Source organism: Peribacillus sp. NPDC096448 (assembly GCF_044762675.1).
Lineage (GTDB): Bacteria > Bacillota > Bacilli > Bacillales > DSM-1321 > Peribacillus > Peribacillus frigoritolerans_B.
Genome location: NZ_JBIWEU010000007.1, coordinates 231801 through 254583, shown reverse-complemented (window position 1 = coordinate 254583; position 22783 = coordinate 231801). Strand labels below are relative to the sequence as shown.

Sequence of the window (22783 nt, the reverse complement as noted above, 5' to 3'; positions counted from 1 at the left end):
AATTATCCAGAATTGTACTTAAAAAGAATTCTTTTTGCGGCGGTGAATAGTAATGAATCAAGTGAAACAGGATTCTCAGATTAATTTGCTCAAAGAGTGGACCTTTCCTGCACTGGTCGTGGATTCTGCAAATCGGATAAAGGATTGGGGAAACTATTTTAATCAATTGTTAAGTCAGGATGGTAATAATACACTAACCGAAAAATTCGATGAGTGGCAATTTCTAGATAATAAAAGGCTTGCAGCTGCAAGGCTGCATGATAAACGGTATTTATTTTTATTAATGAAACAAATGGATGCTGACAATACTCTTTATATAGGCAGTGAAACAGAATTTTTGGACGATTTGTTGATTGATGCTCATGAAACGGATAAATTGAATCGCGCACTGGATGCAATAATCGAAAATTCCTATGATGGAATATACATCACCGATCAAGATGGAATCACACTTTATACCAATTCGGCAATTGAACGGATCACTGGCATACCAAAAGAGTATTATATAGGCAAATCGGTGGACCAATTGATTAAACGCGGCATACTGAATGCGTCGGTGACTCATAAGGTAGTGAAGCTGAGGCGAACGGTATCAGTCGTACAGGATAATTTTGCGGGAAAGGAAACATTGATTACAGGAAGTCCCGTTTTTAATGAAGAAGGCGAAATAGAGCAAGTCGTTACGAATATAAGGGATTTATCTGATTTAAATGAACTGATGCATGAGTTGACGAAAGTTAATGAACTGAATAATCAATATAAGCAGGAAATTGAGAAACTGCGGAAGATAACAAGCAAAGATGGAGTCGTATTTGTCAGTGATAAAATGAAAATGATTTATGAGATAGCAGAAAGAATATCGGACATTGATGCGACAGTACTCATTCTGGGAGAAACGGGTGTTGGAAAGGATGTCCTTGCCCGCAATATTTATAATCGGAGCATCCGATCTAAAAAAGGAGACTTCATCAAAATAAATTGTGGGGCAATTCCCGCTGATTTATTGGAATCCGAGCTCTTTGGATATGAAGGAGGGGCATTTACCGGAGCCAATCAAAAAGGAAAACCAGGGATGTTTGAGCTGGCAGAGAGTGGGATCTTATTCCTGGATGAAGTCGGTGAGCTTCCCCTTCAACTTCAAGTGAAGCTGCTTCGGGCTCTTCAGGAAAGGGAGATTCAAAGAATCGGAGGTACAAAACCAAAGAAAATCGATGTTCGCATAATAGCAGCCACGAACCGAAATCTATCGGAAATGGTCAAATCTGGTGATTTTCGTGAAGACCTCTTTTATAGGCTGAATGTCATTCCGATTACGATTCCTCCTCTAAGGGAAAGAAGAGAGGACATCTTGGCATTGATTGACTTGTTTTTAACAAAAGCAAACGAACAATATAAATTCTCAAAAGAGATAGATTCGCGGTTGAAGGAATATTTTTATCAACATGATTGGCCAGGAAATGTCCGTGAATTGATTAATATAGTGGAAAGGCTCGTCGTGCTGACGGATAATCAAATATTATCTATTAACGACCTTCCGGAAGAATATCAGCCGGAAAATCGGAATCAGCCGAACCTCAATGCTACCTTAACTTTAAAACAAGCGGTGGAAAGAGCTGAAAAGGAAATCTTGGCGAAAGCTGCTCAAACCTACCAAACTACATATGAAATTGCAGAAGCCCTTGATTCCAGTCAGGCAACAATTGTGAGGAAACTTAAAAAATATCGATTAAAGGTCATTGGAAAAGAGTAGGTAAGTATGAACAGCACCTCCATTGGTGGACTTTATCCACCAATGGAGGTGCTATTTTTTTGACTAAAGTTCCTAATGATATTTACGAGTTTTTTGGGGAGATAGCTTTAATTACCAAATTTTTTTTTAGTGAATTATTGGTTTTGAGGTTGTTTATTTGTGCATTTTAACCAGTAATTTCGTGAAATGATTTAGGTTGTGAAAGGTATTTTTGAATCCTTTTCATGTTATGTCTTCATTTAATTCTTTTATTGATTCAGAAATGATTTTTTCAGTCAATAGTGAATGAAGGACATCCCGTATGGAACCGATACTTTTGATTTTTTACAATTCAATAATGAATTCACAGACTGGTGAATGTCTTATTGACGGTGATTTAATGTTTGGCACGGCACTTGCATTTATTAACAGGAAATTAATCTACGTATTAGTCCTTTAGAGGCGTGGAAGGGGTGAACGATCCATACGATATCATCGGGCAACCGTTATTAATGAGAAAGTGGAATCATTAGGCATGAAGAATGAGGAGTTACAACGTTAGGTGCATGTTTTGAAATAAGGGTCATAAGAAATGAAAGCGCTAACAACCGATCAGGTGCTTTTTTTCCGCTACATTTAAGCTATATCTGTGGCGGGGAAAAAAGGGACATAAAACAAACAGTTCCTATTTAATTGATCGACTGAATTACTGTTCCTTCCGGAGAGGTTGAGCATGTGGGGAAATAAGTAAAAGAGTGTTTCTTTGCATTTTCAAATATGGACAGGATTGTGAGTCAGGGAATGAACAGTAAAGTGAAATTCAATAATTACCAAGGAGGGGTTAAATGGAAATTTTGATCCAGCAGCTTTTTAATGGTTTGACGATTGGCAGCGTATATAGTCTTGTTGCACTGGGATTGACGCTAGTATATGGAATTTTGCATATCCCGAACTTCGCCCACGGTGCCCTATATATGTTGGGGGGATATATCACGTTGTCAATGATGACATTATATGGGGTCAATTACTGGATTGCCATGTTCGTATCCATTATCGTCGTTGGTTTGTTGGGAGTCCTTTTGGAACGTTTCGTGTTCCGCCTGTTAAGGCAGGCACCTCCATTGCACGATAAGATTGCAGCAATCGGCATTCTCCTTTTTCTTGAAGCTTTTGCCCAATTTGTCTGGGGTGCCGACTTCCATACTATGACTTCTCCATACGGTCAAGTCGTCAATATCCTGGGACTGACCTTCACACTTCAGCGATTATTGATCATCGTGTCAGCTATCGCAGTGATGGTTTTACTTTACCTTTTCCTAAAGAAAACTTATACCGGTTCGACGATAATTGCAATGTCCCAAAGCCGTGAAGGGGCGTCATTAGTGGGAATCAACATTAATAAGGTCGCGATGCTTACCTTCATGATATCGGGTGGATTAGCAGCCATCGCTTCATCCCTTGCATCACCGATTAACCTTGTTTTTCCCGGCATGGGTCATTTAGTCATCCTAAAAGCCTTCGTCATTATCATATTGGGTGGGATGGGGAGCATCCCGGGGGCGATCGTTGGCGGATATATCCTAGGTTTCAGTGAAAGCCTGGGTGCAACTTATATTTCAAATGACTATAAAGACATCATCGCATTCATACTTTTAGTCATCATATTAACGGTGAAACCAACAGGCCTTTTTGCAAAGGGGGAGAGGTAGTGTGAAGATATTAACGAAAAGAAATGGGATTATCGCTCTTATCATCTTTGCTTTTTCATTCCCCTTTATTGCGCAAAACGACTATTATCTCCATATGCTGACACTTTCGTTCATCTGGGCGATAGCTGTTTATGGTATCAATTTATTATCAGGTTATACTGGATATCTCTCGCTTGCACATGCTGGGTTTTTTGCGATTGGAGCATATTCTCTAGGCCTGCTGACGGTAAAAGCGGGAATGAACTTTTGGCTGGCGCTTGTATGTGCATGTTTAATCACATGTGCACTGGGGTTTTTAATCGGTTTGATCGCGCTGAGGACAAAGGAACACTTTTTCGCGATTTATACCCTATGTGTGGGTTACATCATATATCTGGTCATCGATAAATGGGAGGGACTTACAGAGGGGGTTAGGGGATTGATCGGGATCCCTGCTCCTGGGAATATAGGGCCGATCACATTCGATACTGCAGCATCCCAATATTATCTAGTTCTCATTTTCCTGCTTGCAGTGATTTTAATCGTTTATCGGATTATACGCTCGTTGACCGGCAGAACGTATATGGCCATCAGGAACAGCGAGGACCTTGCACAAACGATTGGTATATCCACAATGAAGAATAAGTTAACCGCATTTGTCCTATCCACATTCTTTGCAGGTTTGGCAGGTGCCTTGTACGCTTCGTTCATTCGTTTCATTGGACCTGATATCGGATCAACGGCCATAATGTTCGATCTTTTGATGTATTTATTGGTTGGTGGAATCGGTACACTTTCAGGTCCATTGGTAGGAACATTATTGTTAGTAATCCTTTCGCAGAATCTGCAATTCCTTCAAGAATATCGAATGTTGATATTCGGACCATTGCTTACGGTGATTATTATCTTTTATCCGCGCGGAATAGCAGGAGCCTTCTTTGATTGGCAAAGAAAGCGAAAAGATAATACGCTGTCCGGGGTAAGGGGCGAATTGCACATAAAAGCTGAGGAGGGATGAATTTGCTAATCGAAACTAAGAATTTGACAAAGCGGTTCGGAGGACTGGCGGCGGTGAATAATGTTGATTTTTCAATGGAAAAAGGTAGAATCAATGCAATAATCGGACCAAATGGTGCAGGAAAATCCACTTTTTTTAACTTGATCAGTGGCTTTCATCGACCAACTTCCGGGACAGTCCTTTTTAAAGGGATTGAAATCACCAAACTTCCTGCCAATGAAATAGCAGGGCTCGGAATTTCAAGAACCTTTCAAACGACAAGCCTTTTCGATCAATCGACCGTGTTGGATAATGTCATTGTCGGTCATAGACTGCGAACAAAATCCAATTTAGTGGATGCCATTCTAAGAACAAAACGTTTAAAACGGGAGGAAGCGGCTTGCAGGGATAAGGCTATGGAGGTGCTTGAAATTGTCGGATTGACGGAATCGGCTGACAGAATAGTCTCGAGCATCTCGCAAGAGGAAAAGAAACGGACAGCTATTGCCCTTGCCCTTGCGACGGAACCGGAAATCATTTTTCTTGATGAACCTGCTGCGGGAATCAACCCGGATGAAACGGAGGGCTTGACGGAACTTATTAAAAAATTGAATCGATCAGGACTGACCATTTGTTTAATTGAGCACAAAATGCATATGATCATGAACTTGGCCGATCACATCATGGTCCTTAATTACGGTGAAAAAATTGCCGAGGGCACACCTAAGGAAATCCGCCGAAATGAAGCGGTTATTAAAGCCTATTTGGGAGGTAGTGCCAGTGCTTAAGTTAACAGATGTCGCCGTGAATTATGGGAGCTTCACTGCGATAAAACAGGTGAATATCGAAGTTGCCGAGGGAGAGATCGTTGTTTTGTTAGGAGCTAATGGGGCAGGAAAAAGCACGACTTTTCGTTCCATAAGCGGAATCAGTAAGCTATCCAAGGGGGAAATTCATTTTCTGGGCATGCCCATAGGGGGCCGTGCCCCGGATAAGAATGTTCGGGAGGGGATAGTTCAGTGTGCCGAAGGACGTAAACTGTTTCCGCAGATGACCGTACAGGAAAATCTGAGGATGGGTGCCTATGTGCATCGAAAGAAAAAAGCGGAGATCAAGGATTCTCTGGAATACGTCTATCATTTATTCCCGATTTTAAAAGAAAAGCATCATGATGAAGCGGGAAGCCTGAGCGGGGGCCAACAGCAAATGCTGGCAATTGGAAGGGCTTTAATGTCGAAACCGAAATTGTTGATGCTTGATGAGCCATCGGTGGGACTCGCTCCACTCATAGTCGAACAAATGTTTCAAGTCATTGAAGAAATAAACCGCGAAGGAATCACGATCTTGCTTGCTGAACAAAACGCGAATGCTGCCCTCAGCATTGCGGATAAAGGATATGTTTTTGAAAATGGGGAAATTGTCGTCCAAGGGACAGCAAGTGAGTTATTAGCCAATGATGAAGTAAGGAAAGCGTATATTGGGGCCTGAAAAATTGAATGGGGGATTTTTATGAAGAAACTGAAAGTATTATTTGTCTTTCTCCTGCTAACCATCACTGTTTTGACCGGGTGCAATAAAGGGGATAGCCCTGTGTCCAGCAGTGGCAGTAAAGGAAAAGGTGAAAATGTCGTTAACATCGGTTTTAGCGGTCCTTTAAGCGGGGCAGCAGCGTTATATGGGAAACGGACATTGAATGGTGTTGAAATGGCCGTCAATGAAATTAATGATGCTGGCGGGTTTGAAGTAGATGGTAAGAAATACACGCTGAATTTAGTATCGTTGGACGATAAATACTTACCTAATGAAACAGGGTCGAATGCTAAACGTTTAATTCAGGAATATGATACGCCGATCATTTTCACGCCTCATAGCGGAGGTGTGCTGGCACTTCAGGTTTTTAATGAACAAGAGGAATTCATCATTGGTGCATATACGAGTGAACCGGCAGTGACCGAGAGCGGAAATTCATTAACTGTTCGAATTCCACCGAATTACGAGGGGTACATCGAACCTTTTACAACATATGCAATGGAACATTTCGGCAAGAAGATTGCCGCTTTGCCAACATCTTCGCAATACGGTAAAGATTGGACGGAAGCCGTGCTCCCACATTGGGAAAAGCAAGGCGGAAAAGTCGTTTATAATTCCTCGATTGATTTCGCCAAAGAAACCGATTTCTTTACGATTGTCACAAATGCCTTGAAAAAAGATCCTGATGTGCTATTTATCGGTGGAGCTTCGGAACCTACGGCAAAAGTGGCGAAGCAAGCTCGGGAGCTGGGATTTAAAGGCGGTTTCATCATCATGGATCAAGCAAAGCTGGATCAAATGAAGCCGATTGCAGGTTCATATGAAACATTGGAAGGCTCGATTGGCGTTCTGCCACTGATGGACTCAGATGAAGAAGCAGTGCCTGCTTTCGTCGAGAAATATCAAAAGAATTATAAAGAAGATCCAAGCTCCGAAGTTGGTTTGAATTATATCGCCATGTATGCTTTTGTGGAAGCGATGAAATCTGCAGGCAGCGTTGATGATGCCAAGGCCATCCGTAAACATATGCAAGACGGACTTTCAAATATAGGGCCAGATCAAAAAATATATGATATTCCTACGATCGATGAAAATGGAGGATTTGCATCAACTATTGTGGTCGGTGCAGTAGAGAACGGGAAAGTAGTCCCGATCCGTTAACTGGTAAAGGGATCGGGGCAGTTGTAGTATACTAGTTTAGAATTTTGTTATATTATTTGTGCGTGTATCGTTCCTAATCATAGGTGACGGTACACGTTTTTTATTGTTGAAAAAAATCCTGGGGGCAAAATTCTCAAAAATATCTTGTATCTAAGTAATGAAAACGCTAACATTGAATATAATATGAAATATAATTTCATTATTTTCTATTAAAAAATGAAATTATATTTAAGTGATTGTTTATAGGAGGATTTAATTGTCTATGGAAGAACATTTGCGTTCATTAACGACTGAATTACGTAACGAAAAGACGCTGAATATCGACAGTGTAAATACGATGGAAATCATTTCTGCAATCAATAAAGAAGATTTTAAAGTGGCAGCAGCGGTTCAGGAGGTTTTGCCAGAGGTTGAAACGGTAGTTGAATGGGCTTGCGAATCGTTAAAAAAAGGAGGGAGACTCATATACATCGGGGCAGGCACGAGCGGAAGACTCGGTGTGCTGGATGCCGTGGAATGTCCCCCGACTTTCAGCACACCGCCTGATAGGGTGCTGGGAATAATCGCAGGAGGGGAAAAGGCGTTTGTTCGGGCTGTTGAAGGAGCAGAGGATAAGGAAGAGTTTGGGGAATGTGATCTGATTGACGTCGCGCTTACAGCAAATGATACGGTTATTGGCATCGCGGCAAGCGGCCGCACACCTTATGTGAGGGGCGCTTTACGCTATGCAAAAAAAGTTGGGGCTAAAGCGGTGGCTTTATCATGCAATAAGAACGCGAGCATCACGAAAGAAGCTGATATAGGGATTGAAGTGGTGGTCGGACCGGAAGTGTTAACAGGATCGACGAGAATGAAAGCGGCAACCGCACATAAAATGGTACTCAATATGATTTCAACTGCAACCATGATCCGGTTGGGAAAAGTCTATGAAAATCTGATGGTTGATGTAAATGTCAGTAATCAAAAACTGAAGGACCGTGCAATAAGCATCATAGAAACTGTAACGAATGCTGACTATGATCAAGCTTTGAATACGCTTGAAAAGGCAGATAATCAAGTTAAACCAGCGATTGTCATGATAAAAACGGCAACAGATTATGAAAAAGCAATGGAGTTACTGGAAAATGCGGATGGGGATGTCAGAAAAGCCATCTCTATCTATGAAGATTAGGAGGGAAGCAATGGCTACAGGAGGGTTATCCATCATACAGACGATGTTGAGCAAGTTGCCGCAATCTGAACAAAAACTAGCAGAATATATTCTAAAGAATCCTCATGAAGTTGTGAACAGCACTGTACAGGAATTAAGCACGTCTGCCCAATCAAGCGGGGCTGCAGTTATTAGATTGTGTAAGTCGCTTGGCATAAAAGGATTTCAAGATCTTAAAATAAGGATTGCTGGAGATTTGATGAAGACCGTTGAACAGGGTTACCGGGATATCGAGCCTTCCGAATCACTGTATCGGATTGTGGAGAAAACAACGAGTAATTCGATTCAGACCATCCGGGACACATCTGAAATAATCGATCATGATAATCTCAAACATGCCATAACGCTTATGCTGAATGCAAAAACCGTCCACTTTTGCGGTGTGGGTGCTTCGAATATCGTTGCTGCTGACGCTCAGCAAAAATTACTTCGTATCAATAAAGGAGCGACGGCTTTTACAGATATGCATTTAGTTGCAACCCTGATTGCAAATGCTGATGAGAATGACATCGTTTTTGCCATTTCATTCTCAGGGGAAACACCTGAAGTTGTCAATATATTGAAGCTGGCAAAAGAACGTGGGGTCAAGACAATCGGGCTGACTCATTATGGCCAAACAACGGTATCTTCTTTGTGTGACGCCACATTGTTTACGTCCTATTCGAATGAAGCACCATTTCGAAGTGCAGCGACATCCTCACGATTGGCGCAATTATATATGATTGACATTTTGTTTTTGGGGATGGCTTCAGAGCAGTATGAAGAAACTGTCCAATATATTGATAACACCAGGTCTGCCATTAAATCGATGACAGATCGATATAAATGATTAATCCGAGATTTGACAAAGGGGGCTTATGAATGGGTAAGGGGGATAAGTACGCCAGTTTAGCCGAAGAGTTATTGGGGAAATTAGGTGGGGCTTCTAATGTTGCCGATGCTGCACATTGTATGACCAGACTAAGGGTACTGCCAATCGATCGTTCGAAAGTAAAAATGGAAGATATAAAAAATACGGAAGGCGTTTTTGGCGTCATTGAAGAGGAAACGATACAAATCGTCCTCGGGCCAGGCGTGGTGAACAAGGTTCATACAGAATTTGAAAAGCTTTTGGAGGAAGCTTCTGGAGATTTGAACTTAAAAGAAGTAGCCTCGAAGAATAAATCAGAGATCGATAGGAAAAACGCAAAACCGTTTAAACTTTTTTTACGCAGGATTGCAAGTATTTTCATCCCTTTAATTCCCGCCTTAGTGGCATCAGGTTTGATTACCGGTATTACAAAGGCAATCGTTCAAGCAGGCTGGCTTGCAGCAGAATCACAATTAGCCATCATTTTAACCGTTATCGGATCCGGCCTGTTTGCCTACTTGGGGATTTTGGTCGGGACCAATGCTGCAAAAGAATACGGTGGATCACCAGCACTTGGTGCCCTTGCAGGTATCTTGGTCATAAACCCTGCCGTCGGCGACATTTCATTGTTCGGTGAAAATTTGCTTCCTGGCCGCGGTGGGTTGATAGGAGTACTCTTTGCAGCTATTTTCATAGCCTTGGTGGAAAAACAGGTCAGGAAATTCATTCCCCAATCACTGGATATCATTTTGACGCCAACCATCGCTTTACTCATTACCGGGATCGTCACTTACATTGTATTTATGCCGGTAGGAGGGTTTTTATCGGATGCCATTACGACAGGGTTATTGAATGTTTTGGATTTCGGCGGCGTTATAGCTGGATTCGTGCTTGGGGCGGCCTTCCTCCCTCTCGTCATTACTGGTTTACATCAAGGTTTAACGCCTGTCCATCTGGAATTGATAAATTCGATTGGTGATGACCCACTTCTTCCCATTTTGGCGATGGGTGGCGCGGGCCAAGTGGGAGCGGCATTTGCCATCTATATGAAAACGAAGAAAGCAAGTTTGAAGAGAGCTATCGGAGGGGGGCTTCCTTCAGGGATGCTAGGTATCGGTGAACCCCTTATATTTGGAGTGACCCTGCCATTGGGGCGGCCCTTCTTAACTGCATGTTTAGGTGCAGGAGTAGGCGGAGCATTCCAAGCTCAATTCGGAATCGCAACGTCGTCCATCGGTGTTTCCGGACTGCCGCTTACCTTTTTAGTTCATCCAAACCAAATCGCCCTGTTCCTTGCTGGATTGTTCATTTCCTATATAGCAGGATTTATTTTTACGTATCTTTTCGGATTTAAAGATGAAATGGCGGTTGAATTTAAGTGATCGGAATTTCTTTTTATCTACAGGACCCCCATGCAGAAACACAAATCATACATGCTGCTGACCTTGGAGTGAAGAGAGCATTTACTTCGCTCCATATTCCTGAAGAAAAGGGGGACCTCGTGAAAAGGATGATCAGGCTTTTAAAGCTTGCTGAGGCCTATGGGATGGAAATCCATGCAGATGTCTCATTAAACACGCTTGATCATTTGGGGATTAGCAAATTTAAGGATTTATGGCCATTAGGTATTAAGGGGATTCGCCTTGATGATGGGTTTGATAAAGAAACGGTCATATCCTTATCTAAGGTGTTTTCACTTATGCAAGTACGTTGAATGAAGATGAACTTTTAGCGGTGCTTGGGGGCGGTGTGGAACCGGAAAGTCTGATAGCTTGGCACAACTTTTATCCAAGGCCTGAAACGGGACTTGAAGAAGAGTTCTTTCATGAACAAAATCGAATGTTCAAGAAATACGGCATACCGATCTTTGCTTTCATCCCGGGTGCAGGAAGTAAACGCGGTCCTCTTCATGAGGGTCTTCCAACGCTTGAAAAACACAGGTTGATGAATCCTTACGCCGCCGGAATTGAGCTGATTCAGCATGTGGAAGGAGTTTACGTTGGAGATCAAGGAACGGAGAATGACCTGCTTGAGAATCTGACTGCATATAAAAATCTAAATATTCTAACTGTTAGAGCGGAATCCCTTCTTTTGCAAAGCGGTCAGTATAAATTAAGGCCTGATGTTTCTCAAGATGTATTCCGGCTGCAGAATACCCGGGTCACCGCAAATGTTGAGCCGTTTAATACAGTTGCACGAAGCCTTGGATCCATAACGATGGACAATGATGGTTATGGAAGATATCGGGGAGAGGTTCAAATTTGCAAGAGAGACCTGGGGGCAAACCACCGAGTCAACGTTATTGGAAGAGTTATAGAAGAAGATATTCCCTTGCTGGCCCTTCTAAAGCCTGGTCAAACGATAAAACTTTTAATTGAGTGACCATTGAGCTCCATGAATCAATTATACAGGGTTAACCGGATATATTTCATGAAGGCTTGTTAAAAGAGGCGGCTGCTGGGATTCCCAATGCTGCCTTGATTTCTTTATAGGATCTATATAGTTCATTTCCATTCGTTTTTACCCTTCATAGGGTTATATGGAATTTGCTGCTAACAGAACTAAAAAGTATACAAGGGAGGAAGCCTAAATGATAAAAAGGATATGTGCCCCAGCTGGAATCGCATTATTCTTGGTTTTATCCATTATGGGAGGGAATGCGACAGCAAAAGGATCTGAAAAAACGGAATCGGATATTCAGGAAGTCGTAGAAAACATGACAGTCGATGAAAAAGTCGGTCAAATGCTCATGCCGGATTTTCGTAATTGGCAAAAACAAGGAGAGGTGAAGGCGACGGGGTTTATTGAAATGAACTCAGAAGTTGCAAGCATCATCAAAAAATATCATCTAGGCGGTGTGATTCTGTTTGCTGAAAATGTAGTCGATACTGAACAAACGGTTCGGCTCACAGATGGTTTGCAGATGGCAAGCCAGGACCTTCCGCTGTTCATAACGATCGATCAGGAAGGGGGAATCGTAACTCGACTTCAAACTGGTACGAACCTTCCTGGTAATATGGCACTTGGTGCAGCCAGAAAAGAAAGTTACGCTTATCAATCTGGAGAAATCATTGGCAAGGAACTGTCTTCACTTGGCATAAATGTCAATTTCGGGCCTTCTGTCGATGTCAATAATAATCCTGGAAATCCTGTTATTGGCGTTCGTTCCTTCAGTTCTGATCCGGAACTTGTATCAAAGCTTGGCATTCAGACGATAAAAGGATTGCAAAATCAGAACATGATAGCAACTACCAAGCATTTCCCTGGTCACGGAGATACAGCAGTCGATAGTCATTATGGTCTCCCCCTTGTTTCTCATGATAAAGAACGCTTGCGCTCCATTGAGTTGGTTCCTTTCCAAAGGGCCGTCGATGCTGGAGTTGATATGATGATGACTGCACATGTTCAATTTCCTGCATTCGATGACACTACGTATATCAGTAAAAAAGATGGTCAAGAAATCATGGTTCCTGCAACGTTATCAAATAAGGTCATCACGGGTCTATTACGTGAAGAAATGGGTTTTGGCGGTGTTGTGGTTACAGATGCTTTAAATATGAAAGCCATCGCGGACAACTTCGGGCAGGAAGAAGCTGTTGTCCTTGCCCTGAAGTCTGGAGTTGATATTGCATTGATGCCGGCACAGGTTAATTCGCTTCAAATGGAAAAGAATCTAACTTCTGTATTCAATGCAGTGAAGGCAGCAGTGGCAAGCGGGGAAATTCCTCTAGGGCAAGTCAATCAATCTGTAACGAGGATACTGGAACTGAAAGTGAAAAGAGGGATATTAAACCCTGATAATACCCCGATAGATAAAAAAATCGAAACCGCACTTCAAGTGGTAGGGAATGAAGATCATTTGAAAAAAGAAAGGAAAATGGCGGAAGATGCCATCACTCTATTGAAAAATGAAAACAAAACATTGCCTTTCAAACCTAAGAAAAATGATAAAGTTTTAATTCTTGCTCCTTTTGATGACCAAGTTGAATCCATGTCCAGGAGCATCAGCGAATTAGCTGATAAAAAGAAAATAAAGAAAGTCCAGATAACGGGTATGAGTTTTTCAGGAAAGTCATTTACAGATCAAGTGGCCAGCCTCATTGATGAATCGGACTTTGTCATAACTGGTTCCTATATCGTCAAAAACGATCCGGCTGTCAATGATGGAGTGATAGATGATAGCATTCAGGATTCGTCGAAGTGGGCAACCGCCTTCCCTAGGGCAGTCATGAATCATGCTAAGAAGAAAGATAAAGAATTTGTTTTAATGAGTTTAAGAAACCCTTATGATGTTGCAAACTTTGAAGAAGCGAAAGCGGTTCTTGCTGTTTACGGGTTCAAGGGTTATTCGAATGGGCGTTATAGACAACCGAATATCCCGGCCGGCATCTCGACCATTTTTGGAAAATCAAAACCTAAAGGCACGTTGCCGGTAGATATACCATCAGTAACTAAGCCCAATGAAAGCCTTTATGAATTTGGATATGGATTAGATATTAAATCTGGAAGACCCATTAAAAAATAGGGAGAGAAGCAATTTGAAAAGAATGATAATCCTATTTACCATGTGCCTGTTGACTATCGGCATCGTTTCCTCAAAAAGTGTAACAGCTGTTAAAGAGAAGAAAAAACAAAAGGTCAGTCCCGGTATTGAAGTTCTTTTAAAGGAAGAAAAGAACGTTTTAAGCGGAAAGAAAGTCGGCTTGATTACGAATCCAACTGGCATCGATTCTAAACTAACCAGCATCGTCGATCTCCTTAATGATGATCCGGATATTAATTTGACAGCGTTATTTGGTCCTGAACATGGAGTGCGTGGGGATGCACAAGCTGGTGCAAGCGTTGAATATTATATTGATGAAAAAACAGGGTTGCCCGTATATAGCTTATATGGCAAAACGAAAAAACCGACGCCTGAAATGTTAAAGGATGTCGAGGTCCTTGTTTTTGATATCCAGGATGTCGGAACACGCTATTACACTTATATCTACACGATGGCATATGCAATGGAAGCAGCCAAAGAAAATGATATCCCCTTTATCGTGCTGGACCGGCCGAACCCACAGGGCGGGGAGTTGGTAGATGGGCCGGTACTTGAACCTGAATTCTCATCGTTTGTCGGTTTGTACCCAATACCGCTAAAGCATGGGATGACAGTTGGGGAACTCGCGACTTTGTTCAATAAAGAATTTAATATTGGTGCAGATCTAAAGGTCATCAAGATGAAAGGCTGGAAGCGAGATATGGACTATGATGATACTGGTCTCCCTTTTGTCTTGCCGTCACCGAATATGCCCGCAGTTTCCACTACTTTCGTATATCCGGCTACAGGCTTGATCGAGGGAACGAATGTCTCGGAAGGCAGAGGAACGACTAAACCATTCGAGTTGATTGGTGCTCCTTATATAAACAGTGATGAGCTTGCTGGGAAATTAAATGCATTAAGGTTACCTGGCGTAAAATTCAGGGCAGCCTCCTTTACACCTACATTTTCAAAACATGCAGGTAAACTCAGCCACGGTGTGGAAATTTATATAACGGATAGGGAGGAATTCAAGGCTGTACCTACTGGACTTCACATCATCAAGACCATTCAGGATCTATATCCTGGTGATTTCGAATTCCTTGCAGCCAACAATTTCAATTTATTGATTGGCAATGGCTGGGTAATGTCAAGAATTGAAGATGGTTCATCAGTAAATGAAATCATGAAAGAATATCAAGTAAAGCAAGATGCTTTTAAAAAGGTTCGCAAAAATTACTTGCTCTATAAATAAGTGAAAAAAGAAAAGTCCGGTTGGACTTTTCTTTTCAGTTTGTAGACAAAAGGGGTTCGGAATTTAAAAAATTCCGAACCCCTTTTAAAATTCCCTTGAAATTTTGACCAAAGGATAAGAGATTTGGGCTCTTCGAGCCACCATGTTAAGCCATTTTAGGACCTTTCCATGTCCAAGTGGCCATCTTCTTTAAATTAATGGCAGCGAAAGTAAGCATCGCTTGCATCGACAATTTTTAAGTCCCCTTAAAGTAGTCCAACGCATATTATGCTTTTCTTTTGCATCTGCGAATACACGCTCAATCGTTTCTTTGCGTTTCGCATATATAGGTTTTACATCTTGATGATGACGCAGATGATCTGCTTCTTCTACATATGCTTGCCAGATATGCCGTGTCACTACTTTTTGATAGTCTTTGCTTTCAGTACACCGTGATAAAAATGAGCATGTTGCACAAATTTGTTTTGGCGATTTGTACTCGCGATAGCCCTCTTTATTTGTTGTTGAGTACTTTAAAGTTTCTCCCGAAGGGCAAAGATAACAATCAAGGTGTTCATCGTAAACATAGTCATGTTTGCGAAAGAATCCTTCTTTTGTACGAGGACGTGTATAGGTAAAGCAGGTGTGATTTCTTTGTTAAATAGGTAGCTTGTAATCACTGGTGTTTTATAAGCTGCATCTGCGGCAACTGATTCTGGTTTTCCAACTCTCTCAATCACTTGCTCAAAAAAAGTGGCTCCAAAATATGACTGTCATGTGTATTACCAGGTGTTACAATCGTTCCCAATACAAAACGGTTGCAGTCTGCGGCCGCATGGAATGAATAGGCAAACTGTTTTGTTCGTTCATCTTTCACATAGTAGCCACTCTCAGGATCCGCAGTACTTTCTTTAATTACTTTGGTTTCATCCTTATCAAATTTATCTAGTGGAAAAGGCTTCTTTCCATGGTTTTCACGATCTTGATTTATTTCATCTTGAAGACGTCCTTGATATGCTCGTGTTTCTTTGCGTACGATTTTCTTTTCAAATTACGCTTATTAACTTTCTTTCAGCAGCTGTCATTAAGATGCAATAGAAAATCTGTTCAAACAGGTCTGTATCTTTAAAGCGTCGCTCATAATTTTTCCCGAACGTTGAGAAATGAGGTACTTTAGTATGGAAACCATAGCCTAAGAACCAACGGTAAGCCATATTTGTTTCAACTTCTTCAATCGTTTTACGCATGGAACGAATACCGAAGGTATAGTGAATGAATGTCATTTTACTAAGATAACTGGATCAATACTTGGGCGTCCTACCTCTGAATACATATCTATCACCAAGTCATAAATGAAAGTGAAGTCAATGGAAGCCTCCATTTTACGAACCAAATGATTCGCCGGCACCAGTTGATCTAAAGTAATTATTTCAAGTTGATCTCGCTGATTAGAATTATGTTTCGAAAGCATCTTCATCACCACAAGTTTTAATAGTTCTATTTTAAAACAAAAAAGACTGTAGGCAAAAAGGAGTTCTATCTGAAATTTTAAACATAGTTGATTGGAACGGAAGGTGCGAGACTCCTGTGGGAATAGCGAGTCCAAGGGAGACCCCACAGGCGCAAGTGCGCCGAGGAGGCTCCCGGACCGCCCGCGGAAAGCGAGTGCCTGAAGTGGAAATCAACGTCAAAATTTGTACAAGCCCAAAAAAACTGTAGACAAACTCGATTTTCATCGAGTTTGTCTACAGTCTGAAAAGAAAAGTCCGGTTGGACTTTTCTTTTTTTTATGATTTTTCGAAGGAGGAGTAAATCGCTAAGACTTTATTCCTGAATATAGCCAAATTTATAAATGAAATGAAGTTCTAAAATGGAAGGAACCGTTGTCTAATAGAATATGGGGTTTGCCCTAAATCAGTAATTGTCAGGAGGAAAGCGGAATGAAAAAATATCTTCAAAAAATAGGGCGTTCCTTGATGCTGCCAGTAGCCGTCTTGCCGGCAGCCGCCATTTTAATGGGGATCGGTTACTGGATAGACCCAGCAGGATGGGGAGCGGGAAGTCCGTTAGCGGCTTTCTTAATAAAAGCAGGTTCTTCGATCATTGACAATATGGCCATCTTGTTTGCCGTTGGAGTGGCGTTGGGGATGTCGAAAGGAAAAGATGGAGCCGCCGCTTTAAGCGGGCTGGTAGCCTATCTAGTCGTAACGACTTTGCTTTCCACGGACTCGGTGGCGATGCTGCAAGGAATTGAAGCAAAAGATGTAAATCCAGCATTTGTGAAAATAGAAAATGCATTTGTCGGAATTCTCTCGGGTCTTATAGCGGCAGCTATGTATAATCGGTTCAGTAAGGTAGAACTGCCGGATGCATTCGCTTTCTTTAGCGGTAAACGCCTAGTCCCGATCCTTACTGCGGTGGCCATGTTACTGGTTTCTCTTATATTATTCTTCGTATGGCCACTCATCTACTCCTGGTTAGTTATATTTGGGGAAGGAATAAGTGAATTAGGTGCTGCTGGAGCAGGACTCTATGGATTCTTCAATCGGCTTTTGATACCGACAGGTTTACATCATGCGTTAAACTCCGTATTCTGGTTCGATGTAATAGGACTTAACGATATCGGTAAATTCTGGGCTGGAACAGGAATAAAAGGAACGACAGGCATGTATCAAGCCGGATTCTTTCCCGTCATGATGTTCGGTTTACCGGCAGCGGCTCTTGCCATGTACCATTCGGCAAAATCACGGAAGAAAAAACAAGTGGCCTCATTAATGCTCGCAGCCGGATTCGCTTCATTTTTCACAGGCGTCACAGAACCGTTGGAATTTGCTTTCATGTTTGTTGCACCAGCCCTATTTGTTGTGCATGCCTTACTAACAGGAATATCGTTGGCTATTGCTGCGACTTTCCAATGGACAGCTGGGTTCGGTTTTAGTGCAGGATTCATTGACTTTGTATTAAGTTCAAGATTGCCAATGGCAAATGAACCTTATATGCTTCTTCTTCAAGGGCTGGTTTTTGCTGTCATCTACTATTTCTTATTCCGATTCTTGATAACAAGGTTCAATTTAATGACTCCCGGCAGAGAAGATGATACAGAAGATGAGCTTGATGGAGGAGGAGCGATTGCGGAAGCAGACAACCGTCAAGGCGGGAATAATGAGAGTAAATTCTTTGTAATGGCCTCCGCCATTTATGAGGGATTAGGCGGAGACGCTAACGTAACATCTGTAGATAACTGCGTTACCCGATTAAGGGTAGAGGTGGAGAATATGGGAGCTGTCGATCAGAATAAAATCAAATCAACAGGGGTTGCCGGAATCAATATTGTGGGTCCCCAAAGCATTCAAGTCATCGTAGGGACACAGGTACAATTCATAGCTGATGAAATCGAAAAGATCAGGCGGCAATAGAAATGGTTAAACTGCATTTTGCCTTTTAATTAAAAAATCTACGATCTGAATTATATTTTCTGATCGTAGATTTTTATGATAAAGTACCGTTATAAAACGCGAAAAAGTCTTATCTTTATAAACTATGCTCTTAAAATAGAATAAAACGAATCAATGTTCTATAATATATAAAGGTATTGAATGAAGGATTTGCCATGGAGTATAGAGAATTAGTGTAAAGAAGCTTGTCTGATAATCGTTGGTGGTCAGGGTTTCATCGGTGATGAAGGCTGTATACATATACGTCAATCTAATAGCACTATTCATATAATGTACTAAGTTTTGAGCAAGGATTTTCTTTTGCATTTTTAGTACAGGGGAGGTTCCGGTCATGTATAAGCAAAAAACCAAAGAAACTGACAGTAGTGTCATTGAGTTCATTGAAAATGTCGATAATCCAAAAAAGCGTGAAGATGCATATGAATTGTTGGATATTTTTACCGAAACGACAGGTTATGAGGCTAGGATGTGGGGACCGAGCATAATTGGGTTCGGTACTTATCATTATAAATATGAATCAGGTCACGAAGGCGATGCCCCTCTGGTAGGTTTCTCGCCTCGAAAAGCAAAAATCAGTTTATATTTTGCTCCAGGGGACAAAAAAAGGGAAGAATTATTACAGGCATTTGGAAAACACACTTCCGGAAAAGCGTGTGTGTACATCAATAAAGTGGCAGATATCGATATTAATGTATTGAAAGAGTTGATTAATCAGTCTGTCAAGTTTTTGAGAGATACGTACCCGGATAATGAAATATAATAAAATGTATGTTTAAGAGGAACAAGAAAGCGAGTGGGAACGAAATGGGAAAAATTAAAGTGGGCATAGTTGGGTACGGATTGTCAGGAGCTACTTTTCATGCGCCATTACTTAGTGTTTTAGGGCAGTTTCAAATAGCGAAAGTTGTCAGCTCCAATAAGGAAAAGGTCCAAAAAGATTTGAAAGATGTAGAAGTGGTAAGCAGCTTGGGGGAAGTCCTTGAAGACCCGTCCATTGATTTGGCTGTTATTACGACACCGAGTGGCTTGCATTATGAAATGGCCAAGCAAAGCTTGTTGGCCGGGAAGCATGTCATCCTCGAAAAGCCGATGGTAGTGGAAGCTTGGGAGGCGGAGGAGCTCATCAAGATTGCAGAAGAAAAGAATCTGTTATTAAGCGTCTATCATAACCGGAGATGGGATAATGACTTTTTGACCGTCAAAAAACTTATGGATGATGGAGTGCTTGGGGAAATCAATACATACCAAGTCCATTATGATCGATACCGGCCTGTGGTCAGGGATAGATGGAGGGAAAAACCGGGCCCGGGATCAGGCATGCTTTATGATTTAGGATCACATCTCATCGATCAAGCACTGCATTTGTTTGGATTGCCGCAATTCGTTTGGGCAGATGTAATTTCCCAAAAAGAAAATGCAGAAACGGATGATTATTTCCATGTGATATTAGGATATGAAAAGCTGAGGGTTATCTTGCATTCAGGCTCTATCGTTCCGTTTAATGGACCGCGCTATCAGGTGCATGGAAGTAAAGGGTCATTTATCAAGTACGGTCTTGACTGCCAAGAGGAGGCACTGGCTAAGGGGAAAAAACCGGTGGATGACACTTGGGGTGCAGATGATCCCGAATTCTATGGTAAGCTGGTTACGGTTGAAGGAGAAAATGAGATACATGAAACCATTGAAACACTGAATGGTTCTTATTTAACGTATTACCAGGCAATTGCCGATAGTATATTGAGCGGAAAAAAAGCTCCAGTCACTGCCCAAGAGGGGTTATCAGTCATTAAAATCATTGATGCGGCTTTTGAAAGCAGTAAAGGAAAGAAAGCCATTTATATTAAATGAAATTCCCTTTATAACAATATGAAATGAGAAAACTGAATGATAAGCGGCCTTATTTTCAAAAATAAGGCCGCTTTTTATTTGTCAAAAATAAAAAGCTTCAGCTTAATGAAAAAATGGAGCAAATACTCGTGAACTCGAATGTTATGCAATATTATGAGCAGTTTCCACATGAAATGGGAGTGAATATCCGAGAGTTGGAAGCGTTACTCGTTATTAAACTGTTTTGGAGGGTTTCGATTACAAGAAGTATGGATATAAAAATCATAACGAAACCCCCGGGTAGCGGCCGCTATTCGGGGGTTTCGTTAATGTATCCAATTTGAAATGCCTTTTAAGCTCTAAGATAATGCCTTTGCATGAAGAGATCGCTTTTGCCAAGCCATAGTAATCATTAAAGTAATGAATAAGAGGATCAGGCCCAACATGAACGGATAGGTAATGTGGACATCATACATCATTCCGGCAAGTGTAGGTCCGAGCACATTTCCGATGCTCATATACGCATTATTCATACCCATTGCAAAGCCTTGCTCATTTCCTGCCATCTTGGAAATCAGTGTGTTAAGAACTGGACGTAAGATGGAAGTGGAAAGGAAGATGATAAGTGATATTAAAAAGAAAATCAGGTAACTTGAAGCAAAAAGTGATAGGAGGAAACCGATGGCTGCAACACTGATAAAGATATTCAGCACATTCACTTCTCCGAAACGCTGTACGATCCGGTCGACGACAAATAATTGAACAATTACACTGACGATACCGGTGGCTGTAACCATGACGGCGATGTCCTTTGGACTTGAATTGAATTGATTATCAAGATAAAGACCAATTACAGATTCATACGCCATTAAGCCAAAGCTCATTACAAGAGTAATGATGAGTGGAATGAAATAGGGCTTTTTCACGGATAAAGCAATCTTCCGAACCATCGTTTCAGTTTTTGCATCCATGGATTGAGTAACCTGTGCCGTTTCGCTTTCTTTTAAAACAAAAATCGAAAATACCACTGCTGATAGGGATACCAGCGCAGAAATCAAAAAGGGAAACTTCAAGCCAAAGTCAGCTAAAAAACCTCCAATTCCTGGACCGACTACAATTCCCAGGGACATGGCGGCAGATACTAAACTATTGCCTTTAGCGCGTTGATCGAATGTGGTGATATCGGCTACATAAGCAAAAATTGCGGGTATAAGCAAAGCTGCCCCGATTCCGCCAATGATCCGTGAAGCATATAATAACCAAATGGAATTGACTGCATAAAAAATAAACATGGATAATGTCAAACCGACCAATCCATAAATAATCATTTTTCTGCGCCCAAATTGGTCAGTCCATTTTCCGGCAATTGGCGAAAAGATAAGTTGTGCACCTGCGAAAATGGCAATCATTAGACCAGCGGCGGTTCCGCCTTGATTAATGGATGCCAGGTATGCTGGTAAAATGGGAATGATGATACCGAAACTTCCTATTGCTATAAACATATTGATCATGAGGATAATGATCTTTTTGCGTTGTTCTGCTGACATGGACAGCCTCTCTCTCTCTTTAAAAATCAATAACCAATTTAATTCGCATGGTTAATTTTTTGTTACGTTAATTATGTTATAGTTTTAGATAGATAGTGTCAATAAGAAAGGATTGTCAAACATGCATTCAAGTGAATTGTATAATTTACATCTAGAGATCAGGGAACTTAGCAGCCTATCACAGGAATTGGCGGAACCGATATTGGTTGTATATGATTTAACTTCAGTACAGTATCGCGCATTGCAATTAATAGTCTTGAATGAATCCATAGCTGTTAAAGATGTTTCCAATTATTTGAAAATTAAACCAGCAGCAGGAACTGCACTAATTGATCGGCTGGAACGGAAGAAGTTGATTGAGAGGGTACACAGTGAGGATGATCGGCGGGTCGTTTTTATCCAAACCACCGAAAGTGGAAGGAATACCTATCATTCCATCAATAAGTGTTTTACCAAAATCTTTCGTGACTTTTATAGCGTCCTAAATGAAAAGGAAACGGAACAGCTCAAACAAATTGTTGGGAAACTTAACGAACATCTGTCGTCATGCATAGAGAATAAAAGATAGTCTTCCTGACGTGTACAGTTTCCATTATATATAGAAAGAAGAAGTACTATATAAATTTTCATGTTGCCTTTTTTGAAAAAAGTAATGATTAAAGCAGTGAATTTCACTGTTTTTAGGAGGTTAATTATCAGAATAATCAAAAAACACTTGCGTTACACTGCCAGCAAGTGCTGGAGGCAACGTTCAAATTGTTTAATCCCTTAAAATCTCATCGAGTTTGTCTACAGTCTGAATTAGAGTTAGTTTTTCTTTAAAATATTTCCGGATAATTAGAGTAGGTACTTACAGTATTGGTTATTTGTAACAATCGTAAAAAAAAGGCGGGAGGAAAAACAATCTGTTTTTCCTCCCGCTTTTTTTATGAATAGCACGAAAAAATGAAAAAAACTAATGAGATCATATTATATGAAGAAACTAAGAAACACATAGAAAAATAAGCGTTGATCTTATAAAAATTCTGTAAAT

General features: G+C 41.1%; 19 protein-coding genes and 1 pseudogene. 18 read left to right on the top strand and 2 right to left on the bottom strand.

Features of this window, described 5'->3' with window-relative positions; genetic code table 11:
- Positions 1-52 precede the first annotated feature (52 nt).
- The 13 genes from ACIQ0C_RS14510 (at position 53) to ACIQ0C_RS14450 (ending at position 14942) form a co-directional block, all read left to right on the top strand.
- Positions 53-1750, top strand: a complete 1698-nt coding sequence (locus tag ACIQ0C_RS14510) for a sigma-54 interaction domain-containing protein (RefSeq protein WP_402841379.1) — start codon at positions 53-55, stop codon at positions 1748-1750.
- Between the two features lie 824 nt (positions 1751-2574).
- Positions 2575-3438, top strand: a complete 864-nt coding sequence (locus ACIQ0C_RS14505; RefSeq protein WP_403061060.1) for a branched-chain amino acid ABC transporter permease — start codon at positions 2575-2577, stop codon at positions 3436-3438.
- A gap of 28 nt (positions 3439-3466) precedes the next feature.
- Entirely contained in the window at positions 3467-4435 is a 969-nt protein-coding gene (locus ACIQ0C_RS14500) for a branched-chain amino acid ABC transporter permease (RefSeq protein WP_403061102.1), read from the top strand.
- Between the two features lie 2 nt (positions 4436-4437).
- Positions 4438-5202, top strand: a complete 765-nt coding sequence (locus ACIQ0C_RS14495; RefSeq protein WP_403061057.1) for an ABC transporter ATP-binding protein — start codon at positions 4438-4440, stop codon at positions 5200-5202.
- Positions 5195-5902, top strand: coding sequence for an ABC transporter ATP-binding protein (locus ACIQ0C_RS14490; protein WP_402841391.1), 708 nt, complete (start codon positions 5195-5197; stop codon positions 5900-5902). The genes ACIQ0C_RS14495 and ACIQ0C_RS14490 overlap by 8 nt, the downstream gene beginning before the upstream one ends.
- Before the next feature lie 21 nt (positions 5903-5923).
- Complete coding sequence (locus ACIQ0C_RS14485; RefSeq protein WP_403061054.1) at positions 5924-7105, top strand: ABC transporter substrate-binding protein; 1182 nt, start codon at positions 5924-5926, stop codon at positions 7103-7105.
- 262 nt (positions 7106-7367) lie between these two features.
- Positions 7368-8276, top strand: a complete 909-nt coding sequence (gene murQ / locus ACIQ0C_RS14480; protein WP_402841631.1) for an N-acetylmuramic acid 6-phosphate etherase — start codon at positions 7368-7370, stop codon at positions 8274-8276.
- A gap of 10 nt (positions 8277-8286) precedes the next feature.
- Positions 8287-9144: a MurR/RpiR family transcriptional regulator gene (locus ACIQ0C_RS14475; RefSeq protein WP_402841395.1), complete on the top strand. Its 858-nt coding sequence runs from the start codon at positions 8287-8289 to the stop codon at positions 9142-9144.
- Between the two features lie 32 nt (positions 9145-9176).
- Complete coding sequence (locus ACIQ0C_RS14470) at positions 9177-10547, top strand: PTS transporter subunit EIIC (RefSeq protein WP_402841399.1); 1371 nt, start codon at positions 9177-9179, stop codon at positions 10545-10547.
- Complete coding sequence (locus ACIQ0C_RS14465) at positions 10544-10879, top strand: MupG family TIM beta-alpha barrel fold protein (RefSeq protein ID WP_403061050.1); 336 nt, start codon at positions 10544-10546, stop codon at positions 10877-10879. Before ACIQ0C_RS14470 ends, ACIQ0C_RS14465 begins: the two co-directional genes overlap by 4 nt.
- Positions 10876-11547: a MupG family TIM beta-alpha barrel fold protein gene (locus ACIQ0C_RS14460; protein WP_403061047.1), complete on the top strand. Its 672-nt coding sequence runs from the start codon at positions 10876-10878 to the stop codon at positions 11545-11547. Before ACIQ0C_RS14465 ends, ACIQ0C_RS14460 begins: the two co-directional genes overlap by 4 nt.
- Positions 11548-11755: 208 nt before the next feature.
- Positions 11756-13690: a glycoside hydrolase family 3 protein gene (locus ACIQ0C_RS14455; protein WP_403061044.1), complete on the top strand. Its 1935-nt coding sequence runs from the start codon at positions 11756-11758 to the stop codon at positions 13688-13690.
- A gap of 13 nt (positions 13691-13703) precedes the next feature.
- On the top strand, positions 13704-14942 hold the full coding sequence (locus ACIQ0C_RS14450; protein ID WP_403061041.1) for an exo-beta-N-acetylmuramidase NamZ family protein: 1239 nt from the start codon (positions 13704-13706) through the stop codon (positions 14940-14942).
- Between the two features lie 145 nt (positions 14943-15087).
- On the opposite strand, the pseudogene ACIQ0C_RS14445 reads toward ACIQ0C_RS14450, so the two are convergent.
- A pseudogene (locus ACIQ0C_RS14445) lies at positions 15088-16392 on the bottom strand (transposase).
- A gap of 469 nt (positions 16393-16861) precedes the next feature.
- Here ACIQ0C_RS14445 and nagE point away from each other — a divergent pair.
- The 4 genes from nagE to ACIQ0C_RS14425 all read left to right on the top strand — a co-directional run bounded on the left by nagE (position 16862) and on the right by ACIQ0C_RS14425 (position 20547).
- Positions 16862-18337 carry an N-acetylglucosamine-specific PTS transporter subunit IIBC gene (gene nagE, locus ACIQ0C_RS14440; RefSeq protein WP_403061038.1) on the top strand — a complete coding sequence of 492 codons (1476 nt, stop codon included), beginning with the start codon at positions 16862-16864 and terminating at the stop codon, positions 18335-18337.
- A 370-nt stretch (positions 18338-18707) separates the two neighbouring features.
- Positions 18708-19136, top strand: coding sequence for a DUF1801 domain-containing protein (locus ACIQ0C_RS14435; protein WP_403061035.1), 429 nt, complete (start codon positions 18708-18710; stop codon positions 19134-19136).
- Positions 19137-19180: 44 nt separating this feature from the next.
- Positions 19181-20224 carry an oxidoreductase gene (locus ACIQ0C_RS14430; RefSeq protein ID WP_403061032.1) on the top strand — a complete coding sequence of 348 codons (1044 nt, stop codon included), beginning with the start codon at positions 19181-19183 and terminating at the stop codon, positions 20222-20224.
- A gap of 128 nt (positions 20225-20352) precedes the next feature.
- Complete coding sequence (locus ACIQ0C_RS14425; protein ID WP_403061029.1) at positions 20353-20547, top strand: hypothetical protein; 195 nt, start codon at positions 20353-20355, stop codon at positions 20545-20547.
- Between the two features lie 15 nt (positions 20548-20562).
- Here ACIQ0C_RS14425 and ACIQ0C_RS14420 read toward each other — a convergent pair whose 3' ends face one another.
- Positions 20563-21750, bottom strand: a complete 1188-nt coding sequence (locus tag ACIQ0C_RS14420; protein ID WP_402841420.1) for an MFS transporter — start codon at positions 21748-21750, stop codon at positions 20563-20565.
- Between the two features lie 121 nt (positions 21751-21871).
- Between ACIQ0C_RS14420 and ACIQ0C_RS14415 the strand changes: the two genes are divergently transcribed.
- Positions 21872-22318, top strand: a complete 447-nt coding sequence (locus ACIQ0C_RS14415; RefSeq protein ID WP_403061026.1) for a MarR family winged helix-turn-helix transcriptional regulator — start codon at positions 21872-21874, stop codon at positions 22316-22318.
- Positions 22319-22783: the final 465 nt, after the last annotated feature.